Genomic DNA, 19,085 nt, shown 5'->3' on the forward strand with positions numbered 1-19,085 from the left:
CCAACGCTCAGGCGGCTCCGTGCTGCCGTCGGTGCAGATCGCGGACCGTGTCGGCGAGTTCGAGGGCCGGGCCGTCGACCGGCACGCCGGGCGCGACGTGCTGGATCGGCAGTGGCAGCACCGGTCCCGGGGCCAGGCCCATCTCCTGCCGCCACGCGGTCAGCTGCGCCGACGAGGCGGCGTACACGATGCGCCCCAGCCCGACCCAGGCATGCGCCGCCGCGCACATCGGGCAGTGCTCCCCGGAGGTGTACACGGTCGCGGCAGCCCGCTGCCGAGGCGTCAGGTGCTCGGCGGCCCATCGGGCGATCTCGAACTCCGGGTGCCGGGTCTCGTCGCCGGAGGCGACGTGGTTGTGGTCCTCGAACAGCACCTCGCCGTCTTCGTCGACCAGCACCGACCCGAACGGTTCGTCGCCGACCGCCAGCGCCAGCTCCGCCAGCTCGACGCAGCGCCGCAGGAACACCAGATCCGTCTCGTCAACCACGACCACTCCCGACTGCTCGACACCATCGCGCAGCAGCCTACCGACGCGCCGGCCCCGCAACCGTCCCCGGTGATCATGGTACGGACGACGCCGCAGGTCGCGTGGCACAATCCGGCCCATGGAATTCAAAGACGTGATCCGCCGCCGGAGGATGGTCCGCCACTACACGGACCAGCCGATCGCCCCCGAGACCGTCGAGCGCATCCTCGCCAGCGCGCTGCGCGCGCCCTCGGCCGGGTTCTCGCAGGGCTGGGCCTTCCTGGCGCTGACCGAAGCGGCCGACCGGGCGCGTTTCTGGCCGTTCGTGCCGACCCGGATGGCGCAGACCCCGACGATGCAGCTCGCGCCGCTCGTGGTGATCCCGCTGGCCCACAAGGCCGCCTACCTGGCCCGGTATGCCCAGGCGGACAAGGGCTGGGAGGACCAGGCCGAAGCCCGCTGGCCGGTGCCCTACTGGCACATCGACACCGGGATGGCCTCGCTGATGATGCTGCTGTCCGCCGTGGACGAGGGGCTCAGCGCCTGCTTCTTCGGCATCATGCCGCAGCAGGGCCCCGACTTCGACGCGGTCGTCGAGGTCCCGAAGCACACCGACGCGCTGCGCGCCGAGTTCGGCATCCCCGCCGAGTACGTGCCGATCGGCGGCATCTGCATCGGCTACCGTGCCCCGGACACCCCGGCCCAGGGCGCGCACGTCGCCGACCGCCGCCGCGGCACGGCCGACGTCATCCACCGCGGACAGTGGGGCGTGCACGCGGAGTAGGCGTGTGTACGGCGCGACCGGCGGGCGGAGTCGTCAGCCGATGCCGGGCGATCACCTGGAGGTGCGGGCGGCGGTGTAGACGACAGTCAGCCGCGGGTCGTCGACCTGCCCACCCAGGTCGTCGATGATCGCGGCGAGCCGGGACAGGAACTGCTCGCGGTCGTCCGGGGCGAGTTCGGCGATGTTCGGGAACGTCGACCACAGGTCGCGTGCCGTGGCCGGGGTCAGCGTCTGCTGCCAGGTCAGGACCTCCACGGCCACGTCGCCGAACCAGCCGCCCCCGGTCAGCTGGCGCCGCCACCGGTCGGTGTCGAGCACGTACGAGCGGCTCTGCCGGTAGCCGGGTTCGCCGGGCAGCAGGTCGCGGTACACCTCGTCGAGCCGGTCGCGGAACTCGGTCGGCCGGTCGCGGTCGCCGAACTCGGTCCACCAGGCGGCCAGCCACCCGCCCGGCCGGACCAGTCCGCCGATCTTCGCCGTCGAGGTCGCCGGGTCGAGCCAGTGCAGAGCCATGGCCGCGACCGCCAGGTCGTACCCGCCGGACAGGTCGGCGGTCTCGAAGTCGGCGACGGCGACCTCGAGCCGGTCGCACCCGTGCGCGGCGACGAGGACCTCGGCGAGGTTCGCGCCGGGCTCGACCGCGGTCACGTGCGCACCGGCGGCCAGCAGCGGCCCGGTGGCCAGCCCGGTGCCCGCGCCGATTTCCAGGACCCGGGCGCCCGGCCGCAGCCCGCAGCGGTCGGCCAGCAGCTCGAACACCGCATCCGGGTACGGCGGCCGGCCCCGCTGGTAGGTGGTCGCGGCGCTGTCGAACGACATCCGCCGTCTCGGGCGGGCGGCTTCGCGATCGAGGCCGTCACCCGTTGCCTGCGCCGACCAGCCCGTCGCGGCGACCACGTCGGCGGCGATGTCGGTCACCGACCGGCCGTCGGTGCCGATCCGCACCACGTCGGCCGGGACGTCGCGGTCCAGCCGTGCGGCGGCGCGGGCGCTGCGGGCGACGTGCACGTCGTATCCGCTGCCCAGCTCGCGCCCGGCCAGCCGCTCGTTGGCGACCTCGTCCGAGGCGGTGAGCAGCACCCGCACGATCTTCACCGGCGCGTCCAGCGCCTCGGCGAGCTCGTCGGCGTACAGCACGCTCACGGTGTTGGTGTAGACCAGCCGCCGGTAGCCGAGCGCGGCGAAGTTGCGCCAGACCGCGGCGAGGTTGTCCAGCACGATCCGGGACCGGTCCGGGTCACTGAGCGGCGGTGGGAAGACCTGCCCGAGGAAGTCGCCCTCCAGTTGCGCATGGGCGATCCCGGCCGCCTCCAGCTGTACGCACACCTCCGCGGCGACGGTCGACTTGCCGACGCCCGAGCGACCACCGATGAACAGCACCTCTACCTGATCCGCACCCATCGCCCCATGATGTCCGCAACGCGATCCGATGTCGTGCGGGTTTCGGCCGCGTCCGCATGGTGGGGTTGTCCCTACCATCACCTCGGCGGGCAGCGGGATGGGAACCGGCAGGCCGGGCGCATAACGTCATCTGACATGACGATCCTTCGCCGCCTCGGGCGCGACGCCGCGTACAACCTGCTGGGCCTGCCGCTCGCGGTCGTCTCCTTCGCGCTGTGCGTCGCGCTGTTCGCCGCGGGCGTCGGCACCCTGGTGACCTTCTTCATCGGGGTCGCCGTGCTCGGCGCCGCGCTGGTGGTCGCGCGCGGGTTCGCCGACATCGAGCGGCTGCGCCTGCAGAAGCTGTACGACCGCCCGGTGCCCCGCCCCCGCTACCAGCCCGCACCCGAGGGCGCCGGCTGGATCCGCCGCCTGACCAACCCGCTGCGCCAGGGCCAGAGCTGGCTCGACCTGCTCCACGGCATCCTCAACCTCCCCGTGGCGATCATCGCGTTCGTGTTCACGGTGACCTGGTGGGCGATGGCAATCGGCGGGCTGACGTACTGGATCTGGGGCCGTTTCGTCCCGGAGGAGGACGGCCAGAACATTGTCATCGAGAAGCTGCTCGGCTCGGACACCGAAGCCACCCGCACCCTGTTCAACACCCTCGTCGGCGTGTTCGCCCTGCTCACCGTGTACGGCGTGCAGCGCGGGGTGGCGGCGCTGCACGCCGGGTTCGCCTCGATGCTGCTGACCCGGCTCGCCCAACTGCAGGGGCGCATCGACGACCTGGCCGAGGGCCGGGCGGCGGCGGTGTCGGCGGAGGCGGTGGCGCTGCGCAAGCTGGAGCGCGACATCCACGACGGCCCGCAGCAGCGGCTGATCCGGCTGGCCATGGAGCTGTCCCGGGCCCGCCGCCAGCTCGCCGACGACCCCGACGCCGCCGGGCACACGATCGAGGACGCGCTCGGGCAGGCCAAGGAGACCCTCGACGAGCTGCGGGCGCTGTCGCGGGGCATCGCGCCGCCGATCCTGGCCGACCGCGGCCTGGCCGCCGCGCTGACCTCGCTCGCCGAGCGCTCGACGGTGCCGGTGACCCTCGACCTGGCCGTCGAGGACCGGCTGCCTGCGGCGACGGAGAACGCCCTGTACTTCGCCGCCGCCGAAGCCCTGTCCAACATCGCCAAGCACAGCGGGGCCGCCACCGCCCGCATCGAGGTCACCGAGCAGGATGGTCGCGTATACCTGATGGTGACCGACGACGGCGTGGGTGGCGCGCACCTGGCCAAGGGCCACGGCCTGGCCGGGCTGGCCGACCGGCTGCGCGCGGTGGACGGCGAGTTCGCGGTGGACTCCCCGGCGGGCGGCCCGACGATCCTGGTCGCGCAGGCCCCGTCGACCGTGCCGGTGGCGTGACCTGATGCGTGTCGTCGTCGCCGAGGACAGCGTGCTGCTGCGCGAGGGCATCGTCCGGCTGCTGATCGAGGCCGGTCACGAGGTGGCCGCCGCGGTGGGGGACGGGCCGGCCCTGGTCGAGGCCGTCGCCGCGCACGCGCCCGACGTCGCGGTGGTCGACGTGCGCATGCCGCCCAGCCACACCGACGAGGGCCTGCGCGCCGCGGTGCAGGCCCGGCGGTCCGCACCCGGCACCCGGGTGCTGGTGCTGTCGCAGTACGTCGAGCTGGCGTACGCCGACGAGCTGCTCGCCGACGGCCGGGGCGGCGTCGGCTACCTGCTCAAGGACGCCGTCGTCGACGTCGACGGCTTCCTGGACGCGCTGGAGCGGGTCGGCTCGGGCGCGACCGTGCTCGACCCGCAGGTCATCGCCCAGCTGATGCTGCGCGGCAGGAGGGACCCGGTGCAGACCCTGACTCCCCGCGAGCGCGAGGTCCTCGAACTGATGGCGCAGGGCTACTCCAACACCGCCATCGGCCGGGCCCTGGTCATCGGCGACGGCGCGGTCGAGAAGCACATCGGCAACATCTTCGCCAAACTCGACCTGGCCCCCGACGCCGACCAGCACCGCCGCGTCCTGGCCGTCCTGACCTACCTGCGCTCCTGACCCCCGCCCGGTCGCACGTCGGCGCTGCAGTTTTCAGGAAACTGCGCGAAAGTCCGCCCTGATTCCTGCAGTTTCCTCGAAAGTGCGGATCAGGCCGGGAGTTTGGCGGCCAGGAGGTGGACGGTGCGGATCTCGGGGGGCTTGGCGAGGAGTTGGCCGGCGTGGCCCATCAGGGCGCCAGCGACGTCGCCGTCGAGGTGGGCCTGCAGCGCGGCCTCGTCGGCGAACGCGTCGAACAGGCCAAACGTCGACTCGTCGATGCGGAAACAGAACCAGGCCACGGTGCCCTTCTCGGCTTGGACCAGGGGCAGCCCGCCGGTGAGGAACGAGGCCACCTCATCCTCCATGCCAGGGGCGGCGTGCAACGTCGCCATGAGGCCGATCGTGACCATGTGTGCTCCTGTCGCGGGGCAGGGATCGGGCGTCATCCCAGGCGAGAGTATCGAGAATCGGCGGTCCGATATAGCCGATTACTCCAGTAACGGCGGGATCGTGCCGTCGCTGCCGAATCCGCCCTGCTCGCCGGGCTGACGGCTCTACTCTGGGCGTATGGTCGGGCAGGCCGGGAGCAGTCGGCGGGTGCTGGTCACCGGGGCGACCGGGTACATCGGCGGACGGCTCGCCCCGCGGCTCATCGAGGCGGGGCATCGGGTGCGCTGCCTTACCCGGTCGGCGGTCCGCCTGCGCGACGTGCCGTGGGCCGCGCAGGCCGAGATCGTCGAGGCCGACGTCCTGGACCACGCCTCGACCCGGCGCGCGCTGCGCGGCGTCGAGGTGGCGTACTACCTGGTCCACTCGCTCGGCTCGCCGGGGTTCGAGGACATCGACCGGCGGGCCGCGCACACCTTCGCCGACGCGGCCCGGCAGGAGGGCGTACGGCGCATCGTCTACCTCGGCGGCCCCGCCCCGGACCGGGCCGACGGGGCGTCGGCGCACCTGCGCTCGCGCGACGAGGTCGCCCGGATCCTCACCACCTCGGGCGTGCCCACGGTGACGCTGCGGGCCGCCGTGATCATCGGCTCCGGCTCGGCGTCCTTCGAGATGCTGCGGCACCTGACCGAACGGCTGCCGGTGATGGTGACGCCGCGCTGGGTCGGCAACCGCATCCAGCCCATCGCGGTCCGCGACGTGCTGCACTACCTGGTCGGCTGGGCGAGCGTGCCCGGCGACGTGAACCGCTCCTTCGACATCGGCGGCCCGGACGTGCTCACGTACCGGGAGATGATGAGCCGCTACGCCCGGGTGGCCGGGCTCAACCGCCGGGTCGTCGTGCCGGTGCGCACCCTGTCGCCATGGCTGTCGTCGCTGTGGGTGGGCCTGGTGACGCCGGTGCCCGGCGCGATCGCGACCCCGCTGGTGGAGAGCCTGGTCCACGAGGCGGTCTGCCACGAGCACGACATCGTCAAGTACGTCACCGACCCGACGGGCGGGTTGAAGCCGTTCGACGAGGCGGTCCGGCTGGCGTTGCTGCGCATCCGCGACGCGGAGGTGGAGACCCACTGGTCGACGGCGTCGTGGACGCGGGCCCCGGCCGAGCCGCTGCCCACCGATCCGGACTGGTCCGGCGGCGACCTCTACGTCGACGAGCACACCGAGCGGGTGAAGGCCCCGCCGTCGGCGCTGTGGGAGGTCGTCTCCGGAGTCGGCGGCGACAACGGCTGGTACTCCTCCGACCTGGCCTGGACCGCTCGCGGGCTGCTCGACCAGGCGTTCGGCGGGATCGGCCTGCGGCGCGGCCGCCGCGACCCCGCCGCACTGCGGGCCGGGGAGACGGTGGACTTCTGGCGGGTCGAGGAGGTCGAGCCGGGACGGCTGCTGCGGCTGCGGGCCGAGATGCGGCTGCCGGGCCGCGCCTGGCTGGAGATGCGGGTCTGCGACGACCCGCGGGGCAGCCGGTACTCCCAGCGCAGCGTGTTCGCGCCCCGCGGCCTGGCCGGGCACCTCTACTGGCGGACCATCGCACCCCTGCATTCGCTGGTTTTCGCCGACATGGCCCGCAACATCGCCCGCGCCGCCGAACGCGTCTGAGTCACCTGCCGGCCAGCAGCTCACCGAACAGGTCGACCAGGGCTGTCGCGCACGATCCGTCAGGGTCCTTCGCGGCGTTGTAGCAGCCGACCGATACTCCGGCCAGGGCGCCGGACGCGGTCAGCGGCCGCATCAGCTCCCGCAGCTCGGCCAGGCGCAGACCGCCCGGCATCAGGTAGTCCGTGGCGGGAAAGGCGTCTTGATCGAGCACGTCGACGTCGAGGTGCACCCAGTACCGCCCGCCCTTCGCCAGCGCGTCGCGGGCCGCCGCACCGGCCTCGGCCATGCCCTGTCCCTGCAGGTCGGCAGGGGTGGATTCGGGCAGGTAGCCGAGCTGCTCAGGCAGCACCGAGCCGTACTCGACCGCCTCGGCGCGGTCGCGCGGCCCGAGCAGGCGCAGCCGGTCCGGCGCGACCAGCGGGCCGCCGACCAGGTCCACCCAGTCCACCGGCCCGTGCCCGGTGACCACCGAGATCGGCATGTCGGCGGGCTCGCCGGTGGGGGAGGTGCGCCCGTCGTAGAGGTCCAGGTGCCCGTCGAGGTAGGCCAGGCCGGTGCCGCCCAGCGCGTCGCGCGCCCCGGCCAGCGCGGCGGGCAGCAGCGTGCAGCAACCGCCGACCACCAGCGGCAGGTGGCCGGCCGTGACCAGCTGGTGCACGTGGCGGCGTACCACGTCGGTCATGGTGCGCACCGAGGGCCAGGCGAGCACGCCGGTGCGGTCGTCGCGGACCCGGCCGACCAGGCGCACCGGCAGGTCCCCGCCGTCGCGGCCGCCCACCGCCGCGACCAGGCCCGCCTCGCGCAGCACGCCCGGCGCGAGCTCGGTCCCGAACGGCGGGTCGCCCGCCTCGGGCACGCCGACACAGTCGATCGGCACCCCCACCATCGTGATCACGGGTCGAGTCTCACCGCCGCCGGCGGCACCGGCAAGCAGGCACGCCGCCGGTGGAGGCCGGGTGCCGTCCTCATGACCGGCCGCGGCGGCGGTCGTCGGCCAGGAACAGGGCCAGGCCGGCGAGCAGCAGCACGACCGCCACCCATACCGCGCGATCTCCGACCCTCGCGGTGACCAGGCCGCCGAGCAGCGCGCCCGCCGCGAACGAGCCGATGGCGGGCCACAGGCTGCGGGCCTGCGCGGCCGCGTCGCGGTCGTGGCGCACCACCGCGCCGTACACCGCCTGTGCGGCGTTGCGCAGGTTCGTGGTGGTGACGGTGGTGTTGAACGTCCACCGGCCGATCAGGCCGAACGACGTGATCTGCACCGACGCCACAAAGGCGATCATGACGGCCACCAGCTCGTCGGAGCCGCCCGACGGCATCAGTCCGACCAGGACCAGCACCAGGATCTCCAGCACGAGCGCGGCGCGCACCGGCCACCGCAGCACCGCCGCGACCCGGGGCAGCCGGATCGTCTCCGCCGTCCACACCCCGATCACGAACGCGACGATCGGCGGCAGGTGCCGCAGCGCGTCGGCCCACTGCGCCTGCGCCGCCTGCACCCCGAGCAGCACGACGTTGCCGGTCTGCGCGGTCGCGAACACCCCGCCGCGGCCGAGGAAGGTGTACGCGTCCAGGAATCCGGCGGCCATCGTGAGCAGCACGATCAGGCGCAGCGACCGCGACGTCCGGTACGGGACGCCGCCCGGTTCCGTCATCGCCACCCCCTGTCGCCGCACCCTGCCCACGATGTTTCCGGGTCACCGCCCCGCGCGTGTCCGGAATGGGCAGCCCGTCGCCGGTGCGCCGTGGATGTCGGCACGAGCCCCTAGACTGCGCGGCCATGGCGATGGTGACCTTTGTCGACGAGACGACGGCGGGCGACCGCGGCACGGCGGCTGGAGATGTCCGAGGAGCGGCCGACGCTGCGCGAGATCATCCGGCGGCGGGTGTTCAGGAGGTCGCTGAGCACAACGCGGCCGGTGGCGACCACTTCCGCGGCCTGGTGCAGCCCGGCGGGACCGAGCAGACGCGCGACGGGTTCCGGATGGGCAAGCACCGGCAGGTCGACGCCGAGGAGCAGTTCAGCCGGGCGGTGGAGGCGTTCTCCCGCAACGGGTTCGTGGTCCTGCTCGCCCGCGACACCGCCATCACCGACCCGACCATCACCCGTCAGATCCGCATCTGAGCGAGCACGTGACGCCCGGCCGGGTCAGCTCCTCTGATCCGGCCGGGCGCCGAAGACCTCGGCGAAGAACTCGTCCTCGGTCTGCCCGCTCTCGGCCAGCAGCTCCGCCATGGCCTGCCGGCTGCGTTCCTCGCGCACCGACCGGGCCGAGAGCGGGAACGTCGCGCTCACCCGGGGCAGCCAGCGGACGCACTCGGCAGGGTCCTCGTGGTTCCAGTCCACGTCAGCGGGGTCCGGCGACGACCCGCCGCCGTGCCCGCGCTCCTCGACCAGCTCGAAGAAGCCCTCGTCGTCGTCGGCACACCCGGTGACCCGGCGGTAGGCCTGCGCGGCGACGTCGTCGAGGCCCTCCAGGCTGGGCCACGCGCCGTCGGCCCACTGCGTGGTCCGCTCGCCGATGTCGGCGGTGACCAGGGCCTGGACCGCGGGCACCGTCGCGAGCGCGTCCGGGTCGGCGACGACGAGGTCGAACGCCTGCCGCCCGAGGCCGACCAGCCACAGCTGGAAGTACCAGAAGCCGTCGTCGGAGCACAGCCCGTCGCAGATCTGCAGCGCGGCCGCCCACATGAGCCAGGTGTCGGCCCGCTCGCGCTGCTCGTCGAGGCGTACGTCGAAGTCGATGATCTCGTCGACCGGCAGCCGGCTCAGCTCGTCGGTCAGCCAGTCCAGCCGATCGACGGGGTCGTCGGTCGCGGCGGCGGAGCGTTCGATCAGCGACCAGAAGTCTGCGGTGTCCATGACGCGGGACTATCGCACGGTGCTCCGACGATTCGGTCACTACCTCGGCGCGCGGTCAGCGTTCGATGAGCGCGCTGAGGGTCTCCTGCGGCAGCGGCCGGTCACCGTAGAGCAGCCGGATCGCGGCGGTGTCGGGATTGCCCGCGTCAGGGCCGCGCCATATGCGGCGCAGGCCGGTCCGCTCGACGGCACGGGACGACCGGTCGTTGCCTTCGAGCAGGTACGCGGTGACGGCAAGGTCGGGGCGAAGCCTGCCTGCGGCATGGATCGCGGCCGCGCTGACCTCCTGGGCGTACCCGCGTCCCCAGTACAGCGGGCGCAGCCGAAAGCCGAGGTTCCAGGCGACGCCGTACCGGACGAAGCAGCCGCCTATGCCGACGAACTCATCGCGGGCCCACGCGGTCCACATGCCGAGGCCGTCGCGGTCCCAGGCCGCCCGCCAGTTCCCGATCATCCGCTCGGTCTGCGCGGGGTCGTCGTGGCGCGACAGCGGGTCCGGTTCCCAGACCAGCGGGTCGGAGTAGAGGCGGTACACCCGGTCCAGGTCGGCCTGCTCCGGGACCCGCAAGGCCAGCCGCGCCGTCGACCTCACCGGAGGTTCATCTGGATCACTCACGAGGACGATGATGAGCGACCGCCCGCCGCACGGCACACGGTTTTCCACGGAGGGCCGCACCGGCCATGCCGAAGCCGATCCGCCTGGGCGCAGGAAGGGCACCTTCACATCGCCATGCGTTGTAGAAGGTGCCCTTCCCAACCTGGTGGCCGAGCGGTGACGCATTGCTCGGACGAAGACCGCCGTTTCCGGTCACGATGCGGGGTCTGACCGCAGAGTGACCGACAACAGCGATCTCCACCCAACGCGCCCGGCCCTCCCTCGGAACGCCCACCGATCGGCCAAGATCGCCCGACTTGCCAGGCACGTGGGCGAAAGCGGGCTCAAGATACGCACAGGTGCCAGGTAAGTCCGATGGTCTTGGTGTGCCCCGCGCCCCGTATGAGACGTCCGCGACGGCGTCCGTGCCGAATCGGTCAGGAATCGAGAAGCGTGGGCGGGGTGGCCGCGAATAGCGTGCCCCTACCGCACGTCGCGAGGGGCCCGGGTCCCGTCCTGCTCAGGAGGTCGCCATGAACTGGAACAAGGGGATCCGCCAGGTCCACCGCTGGCTGTCCGTCATCTTCACCGTGAGCGTCATCGCCACGTTCGTCGCCCTGGCCCAGCGGGAGCCGATCGTCTGGGTCTCCTACGTGCCGCTGCTCCCGCTCGCCCTGCTCATGCTCAGCGGCCTCTACCTGTTCGCGCTGCCGTACCTGGCCAAGTGGCGCGGGGGGCGGCGGCCCGCGCCGGGGGCCTAGCTCAGGGCTTCGCCGCCGAAGTATCGGTCCCGGTGGTCCTGGCAGAGCTTGCGGACGAGCTGCTCCTGCACGTCGGTGGGGGAGTCGTAGCGGACGTTGAACTGGTACTCGAACTCCGCCAGCTCGTCGAACGGCCAGACGCCGCGCACCCCGTGGGTTAAATTACGCATGTCGGACATATTCCAGCAGAGGTCGCCCTCGCTCAACGTGCCGTCCAGCACACAGGTGTACAGGTGGTCGAGGTACGCGCGGGCGCCCAGCTCCTCGGTCAGCGGTGCCAGGCCGGTCTCCGCCAGCGCCGCCGGCCATAGCTCGGTGGCCAGTTGGTAGTCACGCGCGCCCAGGCCGGCGAGCTCGCGCAGCGCGGGTCCGTTGTGGCCCGCGGCCAGCCAGTCGGCCGCGATCCACGGCAGTCGCTCGGAGGGCAGCTGCCCGTTGGCGTGCAGCGCGGCGGCCAAGAAGGGGGACATGCGCGTGAGGCTAACCCCTGATGATCGTCCGGCGCATGCCGGTTTCGGCCGCTCACGGCCCGTTCGGGACCTAAAGTGATCATGTGGTACGAGGCTCCGCGCGGGTCTGGGCGCGCGACTCGGTGGAGTTCGGCCGGGTGACCGCGTTCAGCGACGGCCTGTTCGGGATCGCGATGACCCTGCTCATCGTCGAGGTCGGCGTGCCCCGGCTGAGCGACGTCGAAAGCGTTCACGAGCTGCTGGCCAAGCTCGCCGACCTGCTGCCGGAGTTCGCCGGCTTCTTCCTGTCGTTCGCGCTGATCGGCCGGTACTGGCTGGCCCATCACAAGATGTTCAGCGTGCTGCGCGGGGTCGACTACGGCCTCATCGCCCGCAACATGCTCTACCTGGCGTTCATCGCGTTCATGCCGTTCCCGACCGCGCTGCTCGGCGACTACTTCGGCAACCCGCTGGCGGTCAGCGCGTACGCGGTGACCGGCGCGATCGTCAGCGGCCTGGAGGTGGTGCTGCTGCGGTATGCCTGGAAGGCCGGTCTGCTGCGGGTGAAGGTGACCCCGGCGATCATGCGCTGGGGTTCGATCATGGCGCTGTCGCCGGTCGTGGCGTTCCTGCTGTCGATCCCGGTGGCGTTCTTCGTCGGCACGGCCCTGGCCGCGGCGATGTGGCTGCTGTCGATCCCGTTCGGGATCTTCATGAGCCGGCACGCCCCGGCCGGGGCCGACGTGCTGGAGTAGGTCAGCGGGCCGGGGTGAGCGCGGGCTCGGCGTCGGCGGGCGCGGCGGCCGGGGTGCGCTTGGCGACCCAGCGCTCGAACAGCAGCCCGAGGAACGGCGGGATCGACGCCGCGCCGCCCACCACGAGGCGGGCGAAGCTCCAGCGGTGCACGCGGGCGGTCCACAGCAGGGTCACCAGGTAGAAGACGAACATCGCGCCGTGCACCCGGCCGAAGACGAACACGCCGATGTCGTTCTTGACCACGATGTACTTGAAGAACATGCCGATGAGCAGGCCGACCCAGGAGAAGGTCTCGGCGATGGCGGCGTAGCGGAACCAGCGGCCTGCGGTGCTCGACATGAAATCTCCAGGAGGTCGGCGGTGACGGAGCCGATCATAGAGCCGCGCCGGTGCCCGGGTCCGGGCTTGCCACGCTGCTGTGATCGGCGTGACCCTAACGGTCGATCCACGAAGCAACCTGGCAGAGGTGTGAAAACCGGCTGAAGATCCGCCCTCCAGGTGAGGATCCGCTGGTCGGCGGGGTGTTCGAAACATGGCATTGACTCGATGGACAGCGAGTTCTAATTTGAACATGTGTTCAGAACAGATGTTCAGAATCGTGATGCGCCCGTGGGGTTCTCCCGGACGCCGCCCCTCACCCGGTCCCGTGACCTGCCTCGACGCTGCGACGTCGCGGTGCTCGGCGGCGGGCTCGCGGGGCTCGCCACCGCGCTGCGGCTGCAGGCGGCGGGCCTGTCCACGATCGTCTTCGAGGCGCACGGCCACGCCGGCGGCTGCGCGGGCTACTTCCGCCACCGCGGCTTCTCCTTCGACGTGGGCGCCACCACCCTGGTCGACTTCGCGCCCGGCGGCGTCGGCGACGAGCTTCTCACCACCACGGGCGCGCCCGCGCTCGACGCCGAGCAGCTGCCCGGATACGTGGCCTGGCTGCCCGACCGGGTCGTCACACTGCACCGCGAGCAGTCCCGCTGGCATGCCGAGCGGCTGCGCACCCTCGGTGACACCCGGGCACACCGGCGCTTCTGGGCCGAGCTGGACCGGCTCGCCGAGGTGTTCTGGGCGGCCAGCCGGTCCGGCATCCGGTTGCCGGTCCGTACCCCCGCCGACGCGCTGCACGACCTGCGCGCGGTCGGGCTGCGGCACCTGCCCATGGTCCGCCACCTCGGCCGGACCATGGGCGGCGCGCTGCGGGCGCACGGGCTGCGCGGGCAGGACTCGCTGGTATCGCTGCTCGGCATGCTGGTCGAGGACACCGTGCACAGCACCGTCGACCGTGCCCCGCTGATCAACGCGGCGCTCGGCGTGACCATCCGCGGGGCGGGGCTCACCCGCCACCGCGGCGGCATGCACGGGTTCTGGCGGGTGCTCGTCGGGCACTACCGCGCGCTCGGCGGCGACCTGCGCACCGGCTGCCGCGTCCAGCGTGTGACCACCCGCGCCGGACGGCAGCGGGGCAGCCTCCTAGGACAGCGTAGGGGTGGTGACGCCGGCGGCTACACGGTGCACACCGCGCGCGGCGACGTCGAGGCCGCCGCCGTGGTGAGCGCGCTGCCCGCGCCCGTCACGGCGCAGGTGGCGGCCGGCACGCCGGTCGCGGCGGGGCTGCGGCCGTATCTGGAGCGCGACGAGCCCGACCTCGGCGGTGCGGTGGTGGTGTTCCTGGGCGTGCCCGAGCACGAGGTCGCCGGGCAGGAGTTCACCCACCACCAGCTGATGCAGGACTACGCGCGGCCGCTCGGGAAGGGCAACAACATGTTCGTGTCCGTGTCCTCACCCGGCGACGAGGTCAGCGCGCCGCCCGGCCACCGCGCCGTCATGATCTCCACCCACACCGAGCTGGCCGGCTGGCAGGGGCTGTCCGAACCGGAGTACGCGGCGCGCAAGCAGGAGATCGGGCAGCGCCTCATCGAACTCGCGCGGCGGGTCTACCCGCGACTGGGCGAGCAGGCCGTGGTCCGGCAGGTCGGCACACCGCGCAGCTACGAACGGTTCACCTGGCGGCCCCACGGGGCGGTCGGCGGGGTGCGGCAGACACTGCGCAACTCCAACCAGTTCGCCGTGCCGCACCGCACCGCGCTGCCCGGATTCTGGCAGGTCGGCGACACGACCTGGCCGGGGCTGGGCACCGTGGCTTGTGTGCTGGGCAGCCGCCTGGTCGCCGAGGACGTGCAACGCTCGGCGGGGGTGCGGGCATGAGCGAGCAAAGCGAGCGAATCAGCTGCCTCCGTGATGCCGCCGACGAGCGCAGCGAGGAGAAGGCATGAGCGCGAAACTGCCCAGCCTGAGCGAGGTCGGCACGGATCTGCTCGCCGTGTCGCCGTGGCGCACCCGGGTCGCGCTCGTGCGGCCGTACGCGATGATCGGGGTTTTCGCGCTGGTCGCGTGGGCCGGCTGGTGGTGGCTGACGCCGCTGGTGGTGTTCGGGGTGTTCGTGTCCGTGGTGACCGTGACGCACGACGTGGTGCACCGCGCCCTGGGCCTGTCCGCGCGGCAGACCGAGTGGGCGCTGTTCTTCACCGGGCTCGTGCTGCTGGAGAGCGGGCACGCCTACCGGTCCACCCACCTGCAGCACCACCGGCTGTTCCCCAGCGACGAGGACCCCGAGGGCTACCCGGCGAACCTGTCGCTGCTCGGGGCCGTCCTCTACGGACCGGTGTTCCTGGCCCGGCTGTGGTGGTGGTCGTGGCGGCGCGCCCGCGGCGACCGAGGGCTGCGGACGTGGCTGTTCGTCGAGGCGGCGATGCCGTTCGCCGCGCTGACCGGGGGAGCGCTGCTGTGGCCGGTGACCCCGGCGCTGCTGGCGTACACGGTGATGGCGATCGTCGGGAGCTGGGTCTACCCGCTGCTCACCGTCTACCTGCCGCACCACGACTACGGCGACGAGCCGCTCACGCAGACGCGTACGCTGCGCGGAAGGGTCATCCCCGCGATCTTCCTCGAACTGACCTACCACCTGGAGCATCACCTGTACCCGCAGATCCCCAGCCACCGCCTGCCCGAGCTGGCCCGCCGCCTCGACCCGCACCTGTCGGCGGCGGGCGTGCGCCCGGTCCGGGTCATCTGATGCCGCCTCGCGCCGACACCCGTGCGCGGGTGCTGCATGCGGCCGCCCGGACCCTCGCCGCCGAGGGGTACGGCCGCTGCACCGCCCGCGCCGTCGCCAAGACCGGCGGGTTCGCGCCCGGCGTCATCTACTACCACTTCGCCGACATGGACGACCTGTTCGTCGCCACGTCGCAGTTCACCAGCGAGGCCCGGCTGGCCCGCTACCGCGCCGAACTCGACGGCGTCACCACGGCCACGGACACCCTGGCCCGGCTGCGCCGCCTGTACGACGAGGACGGCGCGGCCGGGCACATCGCCGCGGTGCAGGAGCTGGTCGCCGCGGCCAACGCCAACGCCCGGCTGGCCGAGCAGGTGAAGGTGCAGACCGCGGTGTGGCAGGACTTCGCGGCCGGGGTCATCGAACGCCTGCTCGCGGGCACGCCGCTGGCCGACCTGATCCCGGTGCGCGAGGTCGCCACCGCGGCGGTCGCCCTCTACCTCGGCATGGAGATGCTGTCGCATCTGGACGCCCACCGCCTCGGCCCGGACGCGCTGTTCGACGCCGCGGAACGCTTCGCCCCGCTGCTCGACGCCTGGCGGCTCAGCCTGGCCGAACCGGACGGATCGGCCTGACCGCCGGGGTACGGTGCACAGTGGCGGGACAAAACGGCCAGAGCTGCACATAGCCGCCGTGGCTGCGCCGGCTGGAGGTGACCAGGGTGGGCCTTGTCGTACGGGGCGCGCTGTGGATCGGGCTGTTCCTCGGCGTCACCATCGCGCCGCTGGTGTTCGCCGTGGTCGGCTTCTCCGGCCCGGGACGCGGCTTCGCGACCGAGTTCTCGGCCGCGCTCGGCTTCGTCGGGCTCGCCCTGATGGGCCTGGAGTTCGCGCTCGTCGCCCGGTTCCGGGCCGTCGCGGCCCCGTTCGGCACCGACGCGCTCGTGCAGTTCCACCGGGAGATGGGGCTGGTCGGGCTGGTCTTCGTGCTCGTGCACGTGGCGATCTCGGCACCCTGGGACCTGGTCGTGCGGCCGTTCGCCGAGGACACGCCCGCGCGGGTCCGCTGGGCGCTGCTGTCGACGATCGCGCTGCTCGTGCTCGTCGCGTCGTCGCTGTGGCGCAGGCGGCTGCGGCTGTCGTACGAGGCGTGGCACGCGCTGCACGCCGTGCTCGCCGTGATCGTGGTCGTCGCCGCGCTGATGCACGCGCTGCTCGTCGACCACTACCTGGACGCCGGGTGGAAACGCGCGCTGTGGATCGTCATGTCGGCCGCGTTCGTGACCCTGCTGGTGTGGGTGCGGATCGGCAAGCCGCTGACCTTGCTCCGCCGGCCGTGGACCGTCGAGCAGGTCACGCCGGAACGCGGGCGCACGACCACGCTCACGCTGCGCGCCGACGACCACCCGGGGTTCCGGTTCGCGCCCGGCCAGTACGCCTGGTTCGCGATCGGGCGCTCGCCGTTCTCGCTCACCAAGCACCCGTTCTCGCTCTCGTCGAGCGGCGACGCGGCGGGCACCGTCGACGTGAGCATCAAGGCGCTCGGCGACTTCACCGCCACCGTGTCCGGCCTCGACGTCGGCACCAGGGCCTACCTGGACGGCCCGCACGGGGTGTTCAGTCCCGACCTGTACGAGGGGCCGGGCTTCTGCCTGATCGCGGGCGGCGTCGGCGTCACCCCCATGGTGAGCATCCTGCGCACCTTCGCCGACCGCGGTGACCGCAGGCCGGTCGTCGCCGTCATCGCCAACCGGAACTGGGACGAGATCACCTTCCGCGAGGAGCTGGACCGGCTCGCCTCCCGGCTCGATGCGCAGGTGGTGCACACCCTGGATGAGCCGCCGCCCGGCTGGACCGGTGAGACCGGGCGCGTCACCGAGGACATGCTGCGCCGTCACCTGCCGCCCGGTTTCGAGCGCTGGCAGTACTTCGTCTGCGGAGCCGACCCGATGATGGACGCCATGGAGGACGCCCTCGTCGCACTGGGTGTGGCTCCCGCCCGCATCCACACCGAACGCTTCAACTGGGTCTGAGTCGGCGGCCGCGATGCGTCATGCCCAGGTGACCCGGCTCGTCCTCGCGCTCGCGCTGCTGCTGGTGGCGGCCAGTGCCGTCTTCGCCGCAGTGCAGGCCTGAGCCGGCCGCCGGGATGCGTTTCAACCGGTCGGTCCCAGCGATTTCAGGAATCCGCGGACCAGGGCGAGCGCCTCACCAGGGCCTGGCGCAGCACACTGTGCCCCACCCCGGGCATGACACGGACTTCGACGTCGGCGTTGGGGAGCATCGCCGGCAGGCGCCGCGCCCCGGCCGCGGGTGACACCGGATCGTGCTCGCCCGCGAGCACCAGGACCGGGCACGTGATGTCAGGTCCGTACGGGGCGATCTCGGCGGGTCCGCAGCCGCCGCTCTGGAAGTGCGCCTGCACGTCCATGTTCATGCGAGCCCGCGCGATCCGGGGTGCCAGGTCCGAGTCCCCGTCCGGCGCTCCGTAGAGGGGCAGGCAGTGCTCCCGCCACGCCGCGGTGGACTCGTCGCCCCGGTCGCCGCCGAGGTAGCGGCGTGCGGCCTCCCGCGCGGTCGGCCCGCCGCGCCGCTCGAACACGTCCAGCGTCTCGTCCAGGGACGCGGGCAAGCCGAGGGCACTGTCGAGGATCAGCCCGGCGACGAGACCGGGGTGCCGCGCGGCGCAGGCCACGGCGACGAGCGCGCCGCTCGACGAGCCGACCAGCACCGGGCGGACGATGTCCAGCGCCCGGCAGAACGCGGCGACGTCATCGGCCCAGCGGTCCCAGGTCCAGTCGATCGGCTCTCCCGGGTCGGAGCGGCCGGACCCACGCTGGTCGAGGTAGACGAGCTGGGCGACGTCCGTCAGCGCGGCGGTCTCGGGCTTGAACAGGCTGTGGTCAGCACCGGGACCGCCGTGGAGCAGCAGCAGCGTCGGACGTTCGGCCATGCGGTCGCCGTCGGGCGCGAGCTCGCTGCCGTCGACGTCGAAATACAGTGCCACGTCACCCACCGACACCCGCATCCGGCCGTCATCGCCTGACGGCGGTCGACCGTGGGGGCACGGGCCGCGAGATGATCTGCGCCGACCGGTAACCCGAGCGCGACAGGTGGACATTCCCGGGTATGGAACCAGACAACGCGGCCGCCAGAGGGCGCTTCGAAGAGCTGTTCGACGCCCATTACGCGGAGCTGACGCGTTTCGCCACCCGTCGGGTGGGCCCCGACGCGGCCGGGGACGTCGTCTCCGGCACGTTCCTCGTCGCCTGGCGGCGCTTCGCGCAAGTGCCCGCCGAACACCCCCGGGCCTGGCTGTACGCCACCGCGCGGCACGTGATCGCCAACGAGCTGCGGGCCCGCGCCCGCCGGGAGCGGCTGTCCGCCAAGGCGGCCGTCGGCGCGGACGCCACCGTGGACGACCACGCCGGGCAGGTCGGCGAGCACCTGCGGGTGCGTGCCGTGCTGGCCGGGCTCTCCGAGGCCGATCAGGAGGTCCTGCGTCTGACCGAGTGGGAGGGCCTGGAGGTGGCCGAGGTCGCCGTCGTGCTGGGCTGCAGCCGGACCGCGGTCAAGGTGCGCCTGCACCGCGCCCGAAAGCGCTTCGCGGCCCGGCTGCTGGCCACCGAGGAGTCCGCCGCCCAGGCGACATCCCGCCCGCACATGCGGTCGATCGTCGCCGAAGGGAGCACCAGCTCTTGACATCTCCCCAGCTGAAGCAGGGGTTTCGACCCTCGCGGGTTGAGCTTTCTGCTTCACAGCCCGTTGCCGACCTGGGTTACCAGCAAGGAGCGGTGTACCGCCCATCGGTCTTACACAGGCTCCACAGACCTGACTTCCCGCCAGCCCGGCGGTAGGCCCGACCGGCTTGGTTATCGCCTGCCAGGCCTCAACAAATT

At 72.5% G+C, this 19,085-nt stretch carries 22 protein-coding genes; 12 read left to right on the plus strand and 10 right to left on the minus strand.

What is annotated here, in order from left to right; translation table 11 throughout:
• Positions 1-7 precede the first annotated feature (7 nt).
• On the minus strand, positions 8-487 hold the full coding sequence (locus ACFQO7_RS02795; protein ID WP_376804872.1) for a nucleoside deaminase: 480 nt from the start codon (positions 485-487) through the stop codon (positions 8-10).
• A gap of 118 nt (positions 488-605) precedes the next feature.
• On the opposite strand from ACFQO7_RS02795, the gene ACFQO7_RS02800 reads away from it, so the two are divergent.
• Complete coding sequence (locus tag ACFQO7_RS02800; protein ID WP_376804873.1) at positions 606-1,250, plus strand: nitroreductase family protein; 645 nt, start codon at positions 606-608, stop codon at positions 1,248-1,250.
• Positions 1,251-1,301: 51 nt separating this feature from the next.
• Here ACFQO7_RS02800 and ACFQO7_RS02805 read toward each other — a convergent pair whose 3' ends face one another.
• On the minus strand, positions 1,302-2,651 hold the full coding sequence (locus tag ACFQO7_RS02805; protein ID WP_376804874.1) for a methyltransferase: 1,350 nt from the start codon (positions 2,649-2,651) through the stop codon (positions 1,302-1,304).
• Between the two features lie 135 nt (positions 2,652-2,786).
• Here ACFQO7_RS02805 and ACFQO7_RS02810 point away from each other — a divergent pair, with 135 nt between their 5' ends.
• Both ACFQO7_RS02810 and ACFQO7_RS02815 read left to right on the plus strand, forming a co-directional pair.
• The gene (locus tag ACFQO7_RS02810) at positions 2,787-4,046 is read left to right on the plus strand and encodes a sensor histidine kinase (protein WP_376804875.1); all 1,260 of its coding nucleotides are present in this window, start codon (positions 2,787-2,789) and stop codon (positions 4,044-4,046) included.
• Positions 4,047-4,050: 4 nt separating this feature from the next.
• Complete coding sequence (locus ACFQO7_RS02815) at positions 4,051-4,692, plus strand: response regulator transcription factor (RefSeq protein WP_376804876.1); 642 nt, start codon at positions 4,051-4,053, stop codon at positions 4,690-4,692.
• A gap of 89 nt (positions 4,693-4,781) precedes the next feature.
• Here the strand turns inward: ACFQO7_RS02815 and ACFQO7_RS02820 are convergent, their stop codons facing one another.
• Complete coding sequence (locus ACFQO7_RS02820) at positions 4,782-5,084, minus strand: putative quinol monooxygenase (protein WP_376804877.1); 303 nt, start codon at positions 5,082-5,084, stop codon at positions 4,782-4,784.
• Between the two features lie 157 nt (positions 5,085-5,241).
• Here ACFQO7_RS02820 and ACFQO7_RS02825 point away from each other — a divergent pair, with 157 nt between their 5' ends.
• Positions 5,242-6,720 carry an SDR family oxidoreductase gene (locus ACFQO7_RS02825; protein WP_376804878.1) on the plus strand — a complete coding sequence of 493 codons (1,479 nt, stop codon included), beginning with the start codon at positions 5,242-5,244 and terminating at the stop codon, positions 6,718-6,720.
• Between the two features lies 1 nt (position 6,721).
• Here the strand turns inward: ACFQO7_RS02825 and ACFQO7_RS02830 are convergent, their stop codons facing one another.
• Both ACFQO7_RS02830 and ACFQO7_RS02835 read right to left on the minus strand, forming a co-directional pair.
• On the minus strand, positions 6,722-7,606 hold the full coding sequence (locus ACFQO7_RS02830; RefSeq protein ID WP_376805016.1) for an arginase family protein: 885 nt from the start codon (positions 7,604-7,606) through the stop codon (positions 6,722-6,724).
• A 79-nt stretch (positions 7,607-7,685) separates the two neighbouring features.
• Entirely contained in the window at positions 7,686-8,375 is a 690-nt protein-coding gene (locus ACFQO7_RS02835) for a YoaK family protein (protein WP_376804879.1), read from the minus strand.
• Between the two features lie 125 nt (positions 8,376-8,500).
• Here ACFQO7_RS02835 and ACFQO7_RS02840 point away from each other — a divergent pair, with 125 nt between their 5' ends.
• Entirely contained in the window at positions 8,501-8,845 is a 345-nt protein-coding gene (locus tag ACFQO7_RS02840; protein WP_376804880.1) for a hypothetical protein, read from the plus strand.
• A gap of 24 nt (positions 8,846-8,869) precedes the next feature.
• On the opposite strand, the gene ACFQO7_RS02845 is transcribed toward ACFQO7_RS02840, so the two are convergent.
• Together ACFQO7_RS02845 and ACFQO7_RS02850 are read right to left on the minus strand one after the other, a co-directional pair.
• Positions 8,870-9,583 (minus strand): DUF4240 domain-containing protein, encoded by a 714-nt coding sequence (locus ACFQO7_RS02845; RefSeq protein ID WP_376804881.1) that lies wholly within the window; start codon positions 9,581-9,583, stop codon positions 8,870-8,872.
• Between the two features lie 55 nt (positions 9,584-9,638).
• Positions 9,639-10,175, minus strand: coding sequence for a GNAT family N-acetyltransferase (locus tag ACFQO7_RS02850; RefSeq protein ID WP_376804882.1), 537 nt, complete (start codon positions 10,173-10,175; stop codon positions 9,639-9,641).
• Positions 10,176-10,711: 536 nt separating this feature from the next.
• Here ACFQO7_RS02850 and ACFQO7_RS02855 point away from each other — a divergent pair.
• Complete coding sequence (locus ACFQO7_RS02855) at positions 10,712-10,939, plus strand: hypothetical protein (protein WP_376804883.1); 228 nt, start codon at positions 10,712-10,714, stop codon at positions 10,937-10,939.
• Here ACFQO7_RS02855 and ACFQO7_RS02860 read toward each other — a convergent pair.
• A complete protein-coding gene (locus ACFQO7_RS02860) occupies positions 10,936-11,409 on the minus strand; it encodes a hypothetical protein (RefSeq protein ID WP_376804884.1) in 474 nt (157 codons plus the stop codon). The two genes, ACFQO7_RS02855 and ACFQO7_RS02860, sit on opposite strands and share 4 nt — an antisense overlap.
• 83 nt (positions 11,410-11,492) lie before the next feature.
• Between ACFQO7_RS02860 and ACFQO7_RS02865 the strand changes: the two genes are divergently transcribed.
• Positions 11,493-12,143 carry a TMEM175 family protein gene (locus tag ACFQO7_RS02865; RefSeq protein ID WP_376804885.1) on the plus strand — a complete coding sequence of 217 codons (651 nt, stop codon included), beginning with the start codon at positions 11,493-11,495 and terminating at the stop codon, positions 12,141-12,143.
• 1 nt (position 12,144) lies between these two features.
• On the opposite strand, the gene ACFQO7_RS02870 is transcribed toward ACFQO7_RS02865, so the two are convergent.
• Positions 12,145-12,483, minus strand: coding sequence for a DUF3817 domain-containing protein (locus tag ACFQO7_RS02870; RefSeq protein WP_376804886.1), 339 nt, complete (start codon positions 12,481-12,483; stop codon positions 12,145-12,147).
• A 270-nt stretch (positions 12,484-12,753) separates the two neighbouring features.
• Here ACFQO7_RS02870 and ACFQO7_RS02875 point away from each other — a divergent pair, with 270 nt between their 5' ends.
• The 4 genes from ACFQO7_RS02875 (at position 12,754) to ACFQO7_RS02890 (ending at position 17,219) form a co-directional block, all read left to right on the plus strand.
• Positions 12,754-14,340: a phytoene desaturase family protein gene (locus tag ACFQO7_RS02875; RefSeq protein WP_376804887.1), complete on the plus strand. Its 1,587-nt coding sequence runs from the start codon at positions 12,754-12,756 to the stop codon at positions 14,338-14,340.
• A 64-nt stretch (positions 14,341-14,404) separates the two neighbouring features.
• Positions 14,405-15,208, plus strand: coding sequence for a fatty acid desaturase family protein (locus ACFQO7_RS02880; RefSeq protein WP_376804888.1), 804 nt, complete (start codon positions 14,405-14,407; stop codon positions 15,206-15,208).
• Positions 15,208-15,822 (plus strand): TetR/AcrR family transcriptional regulator, encoded by a 615-nt coding sequence (locus tag ACFQO7_RS02885; RefSeq protein ID WP_376804889.1) that lies wholly within the window; start codon positions 15,208-15,210, stop codon positions 15,820-15,822. Before ACFQO7_RS02880 ends, ACFQO7_RS02885 begins: the two co-directional genes overlap by 1 nt.
• A gap of 86 nt (positions 15,823-15,908) precedes the next feature.
• A complete protein-coding gene (locus ACFQO7_RS02890; protein WP_376804890.1) occupies positions 15,909-17,219 on the plus strand; it encodes a ferredoxin reductase family protein in 1,311 nt (436 codons plus the stop codon).
• Positions 17,220-17,365: 146 nt separating this feature from the next.
• Here the strand turns inward: ACFQO7_RS02890 and ACFQO7_RS02895 are convergent, their stop codons facing one another.
• Complete coding sequence (locus tag ACFQO7_RS02895) at positions 17,366-18,193, minus strand: alpha/beta fold hydrolase (RefSeq protein ID WP_376804891.1); 828 nt, start codon at positions 18,191-18,193, stop codon at positions 17,366-17,368.
• Between the two features lie 122 nt (positions 18,194-18,315).
• On the opposite strand from ACFQO7_RS02895, the gene ACFQO7_RS02900 reads away from it, so the two are divergent.
• Complete coding sequence (locus tag ACFQO7_RS02900; RefSeq protein WP_376804892.1) at positions 18,316-18,888, plus strand: RNA polymerase sigma factor; 573 nt, start codon at positions 18,316-18,318, stop codon at positions 18,886-18,888.
• Positions 18,889-19,085 lie beyond the last annotated feature (197 nt).

The sequence above is a fragment of the Catellatospora aurea genome (assembly GCF_042663325.1).
In the GTDB taxonomy this organism is placed as follows: Bacteria; Actinomycetota; Actinomycetes; order Mycobacteriales; family Micromonosporaceae; genus Catellatospora; species Catellatospora aurea.

Coding starts and splice junctions, on each gene's coding strand:
- ACFQO7_RS02800 (WP_376804873.1), top strand. CDS start 606: ATGGAATTCAAAGACGTGATCCGCCGCCGGAGGATGGTCCGCCACTAC.
- ACFQO7_RS02805 (WP_376804874.1), bottom strand. CDS start 2,651: ATGGGTGCGGATCAGGTAGAGGTGCTGTTCATCGGTGGTCGCTCGGGC.
- ACFQO7_RS02810 (WP_376804875.1), top strand. CDS start 2,787: ATGACGATCCTTCGCCGCCTCGGGCGCGACGCCGCGTACAACCTGCTG.
- ACFQO7_RS02815 (WP_376804876.1), top strand. CDS start 4,051: ATGCGTGTCGTCGTCGCCGAGGACAGCGTGCTGCTGCGCGAGGGCATC.
- ACFQO7_RS02820 (WP_376804877.1), bottom strand. CDS start 5,084: ATGGTCACGATCGGCCTCATGGCGACGTTGCACGCCGCCCCTGGCATG.
- ACFQO7_RS02825 (WP_376804878.1), top strand. CDS start 5,242: ATGGTCGGGCAGGCCGGGAGCAGTCGGCGGGTGCTGGTCACCGGGGCG.
- ACFQO7_RS02830 (WP_376805016.1), bottom strand. CDS start 7,606: ATGGTGGGGGTGCCGATCGACTGTGTCGGCGTGCCCGAGGCGGGCGAC.
- ACFQO7_RS02835 (WP_376804879.1), bottom strand. CDS start 8,375: ATGACGGAACCGGGCGGCGTCCCGTACCGGACGTCGCGGTCGCTGCGC.
- ACFQO7_RS02840 (WP_376804880.1), top strand. CDS start 8,501: ATGGCGATGGTGACCTTTGTCGACGAGACGACGGCGGGCGACCGCGGC.
- ACFQO7_RS02845 (WP_376804881.1), bottom strand. CDS start 9,583: ATGGACACCGCAGACTTCTGGTCGCTGATCGAACGCTCCGCCGCCGCG.
- ACFQO7_RS02855 (WP_376804883.1), top strand. CDS start 10,712: ATGAACTGGAACAAGGGGATCCGCCAGGTCCACCGCTGGCTGTCCGTC.
- ACFQO7_RS02860 (WP_376804884.1), bottom strand. CDS start 11,409: ATGTCCCCCTTCTTGGCCGCCGCGCTGCACGCCAACGGGCAGCTGCCC.
- ACFQO7_RS02870 (WP_376804886.1), bottom strand. CDS start 12,483: ATGTCGAGCACCGCAGGCCGCTGGTTCCGCTACGCCGCCATCGCCGAG.
- ACFQO7_RS02880 (WP_376804888.1), top strand. CDS start 14,405: ATGAGCGCGAAACTGCCCAGCCTGAGCGAGGTCGGCACGGATCTGCTC.
- ACFQO7_RS02885 (WP_376804889.1), top strand. CDS start 15,208: ATGCCGCCTCGCGCCGACACCCGTGCGCGGGTGCTGCATGCGGCCGCC.
- ACFQO7_RS02900 (WP_376804892.1), top strand. CDS start 18,316: ATGGAACCAGACAACGCGGCCGCCAGAGGGCGCTTCGAAGAGCTGTTC.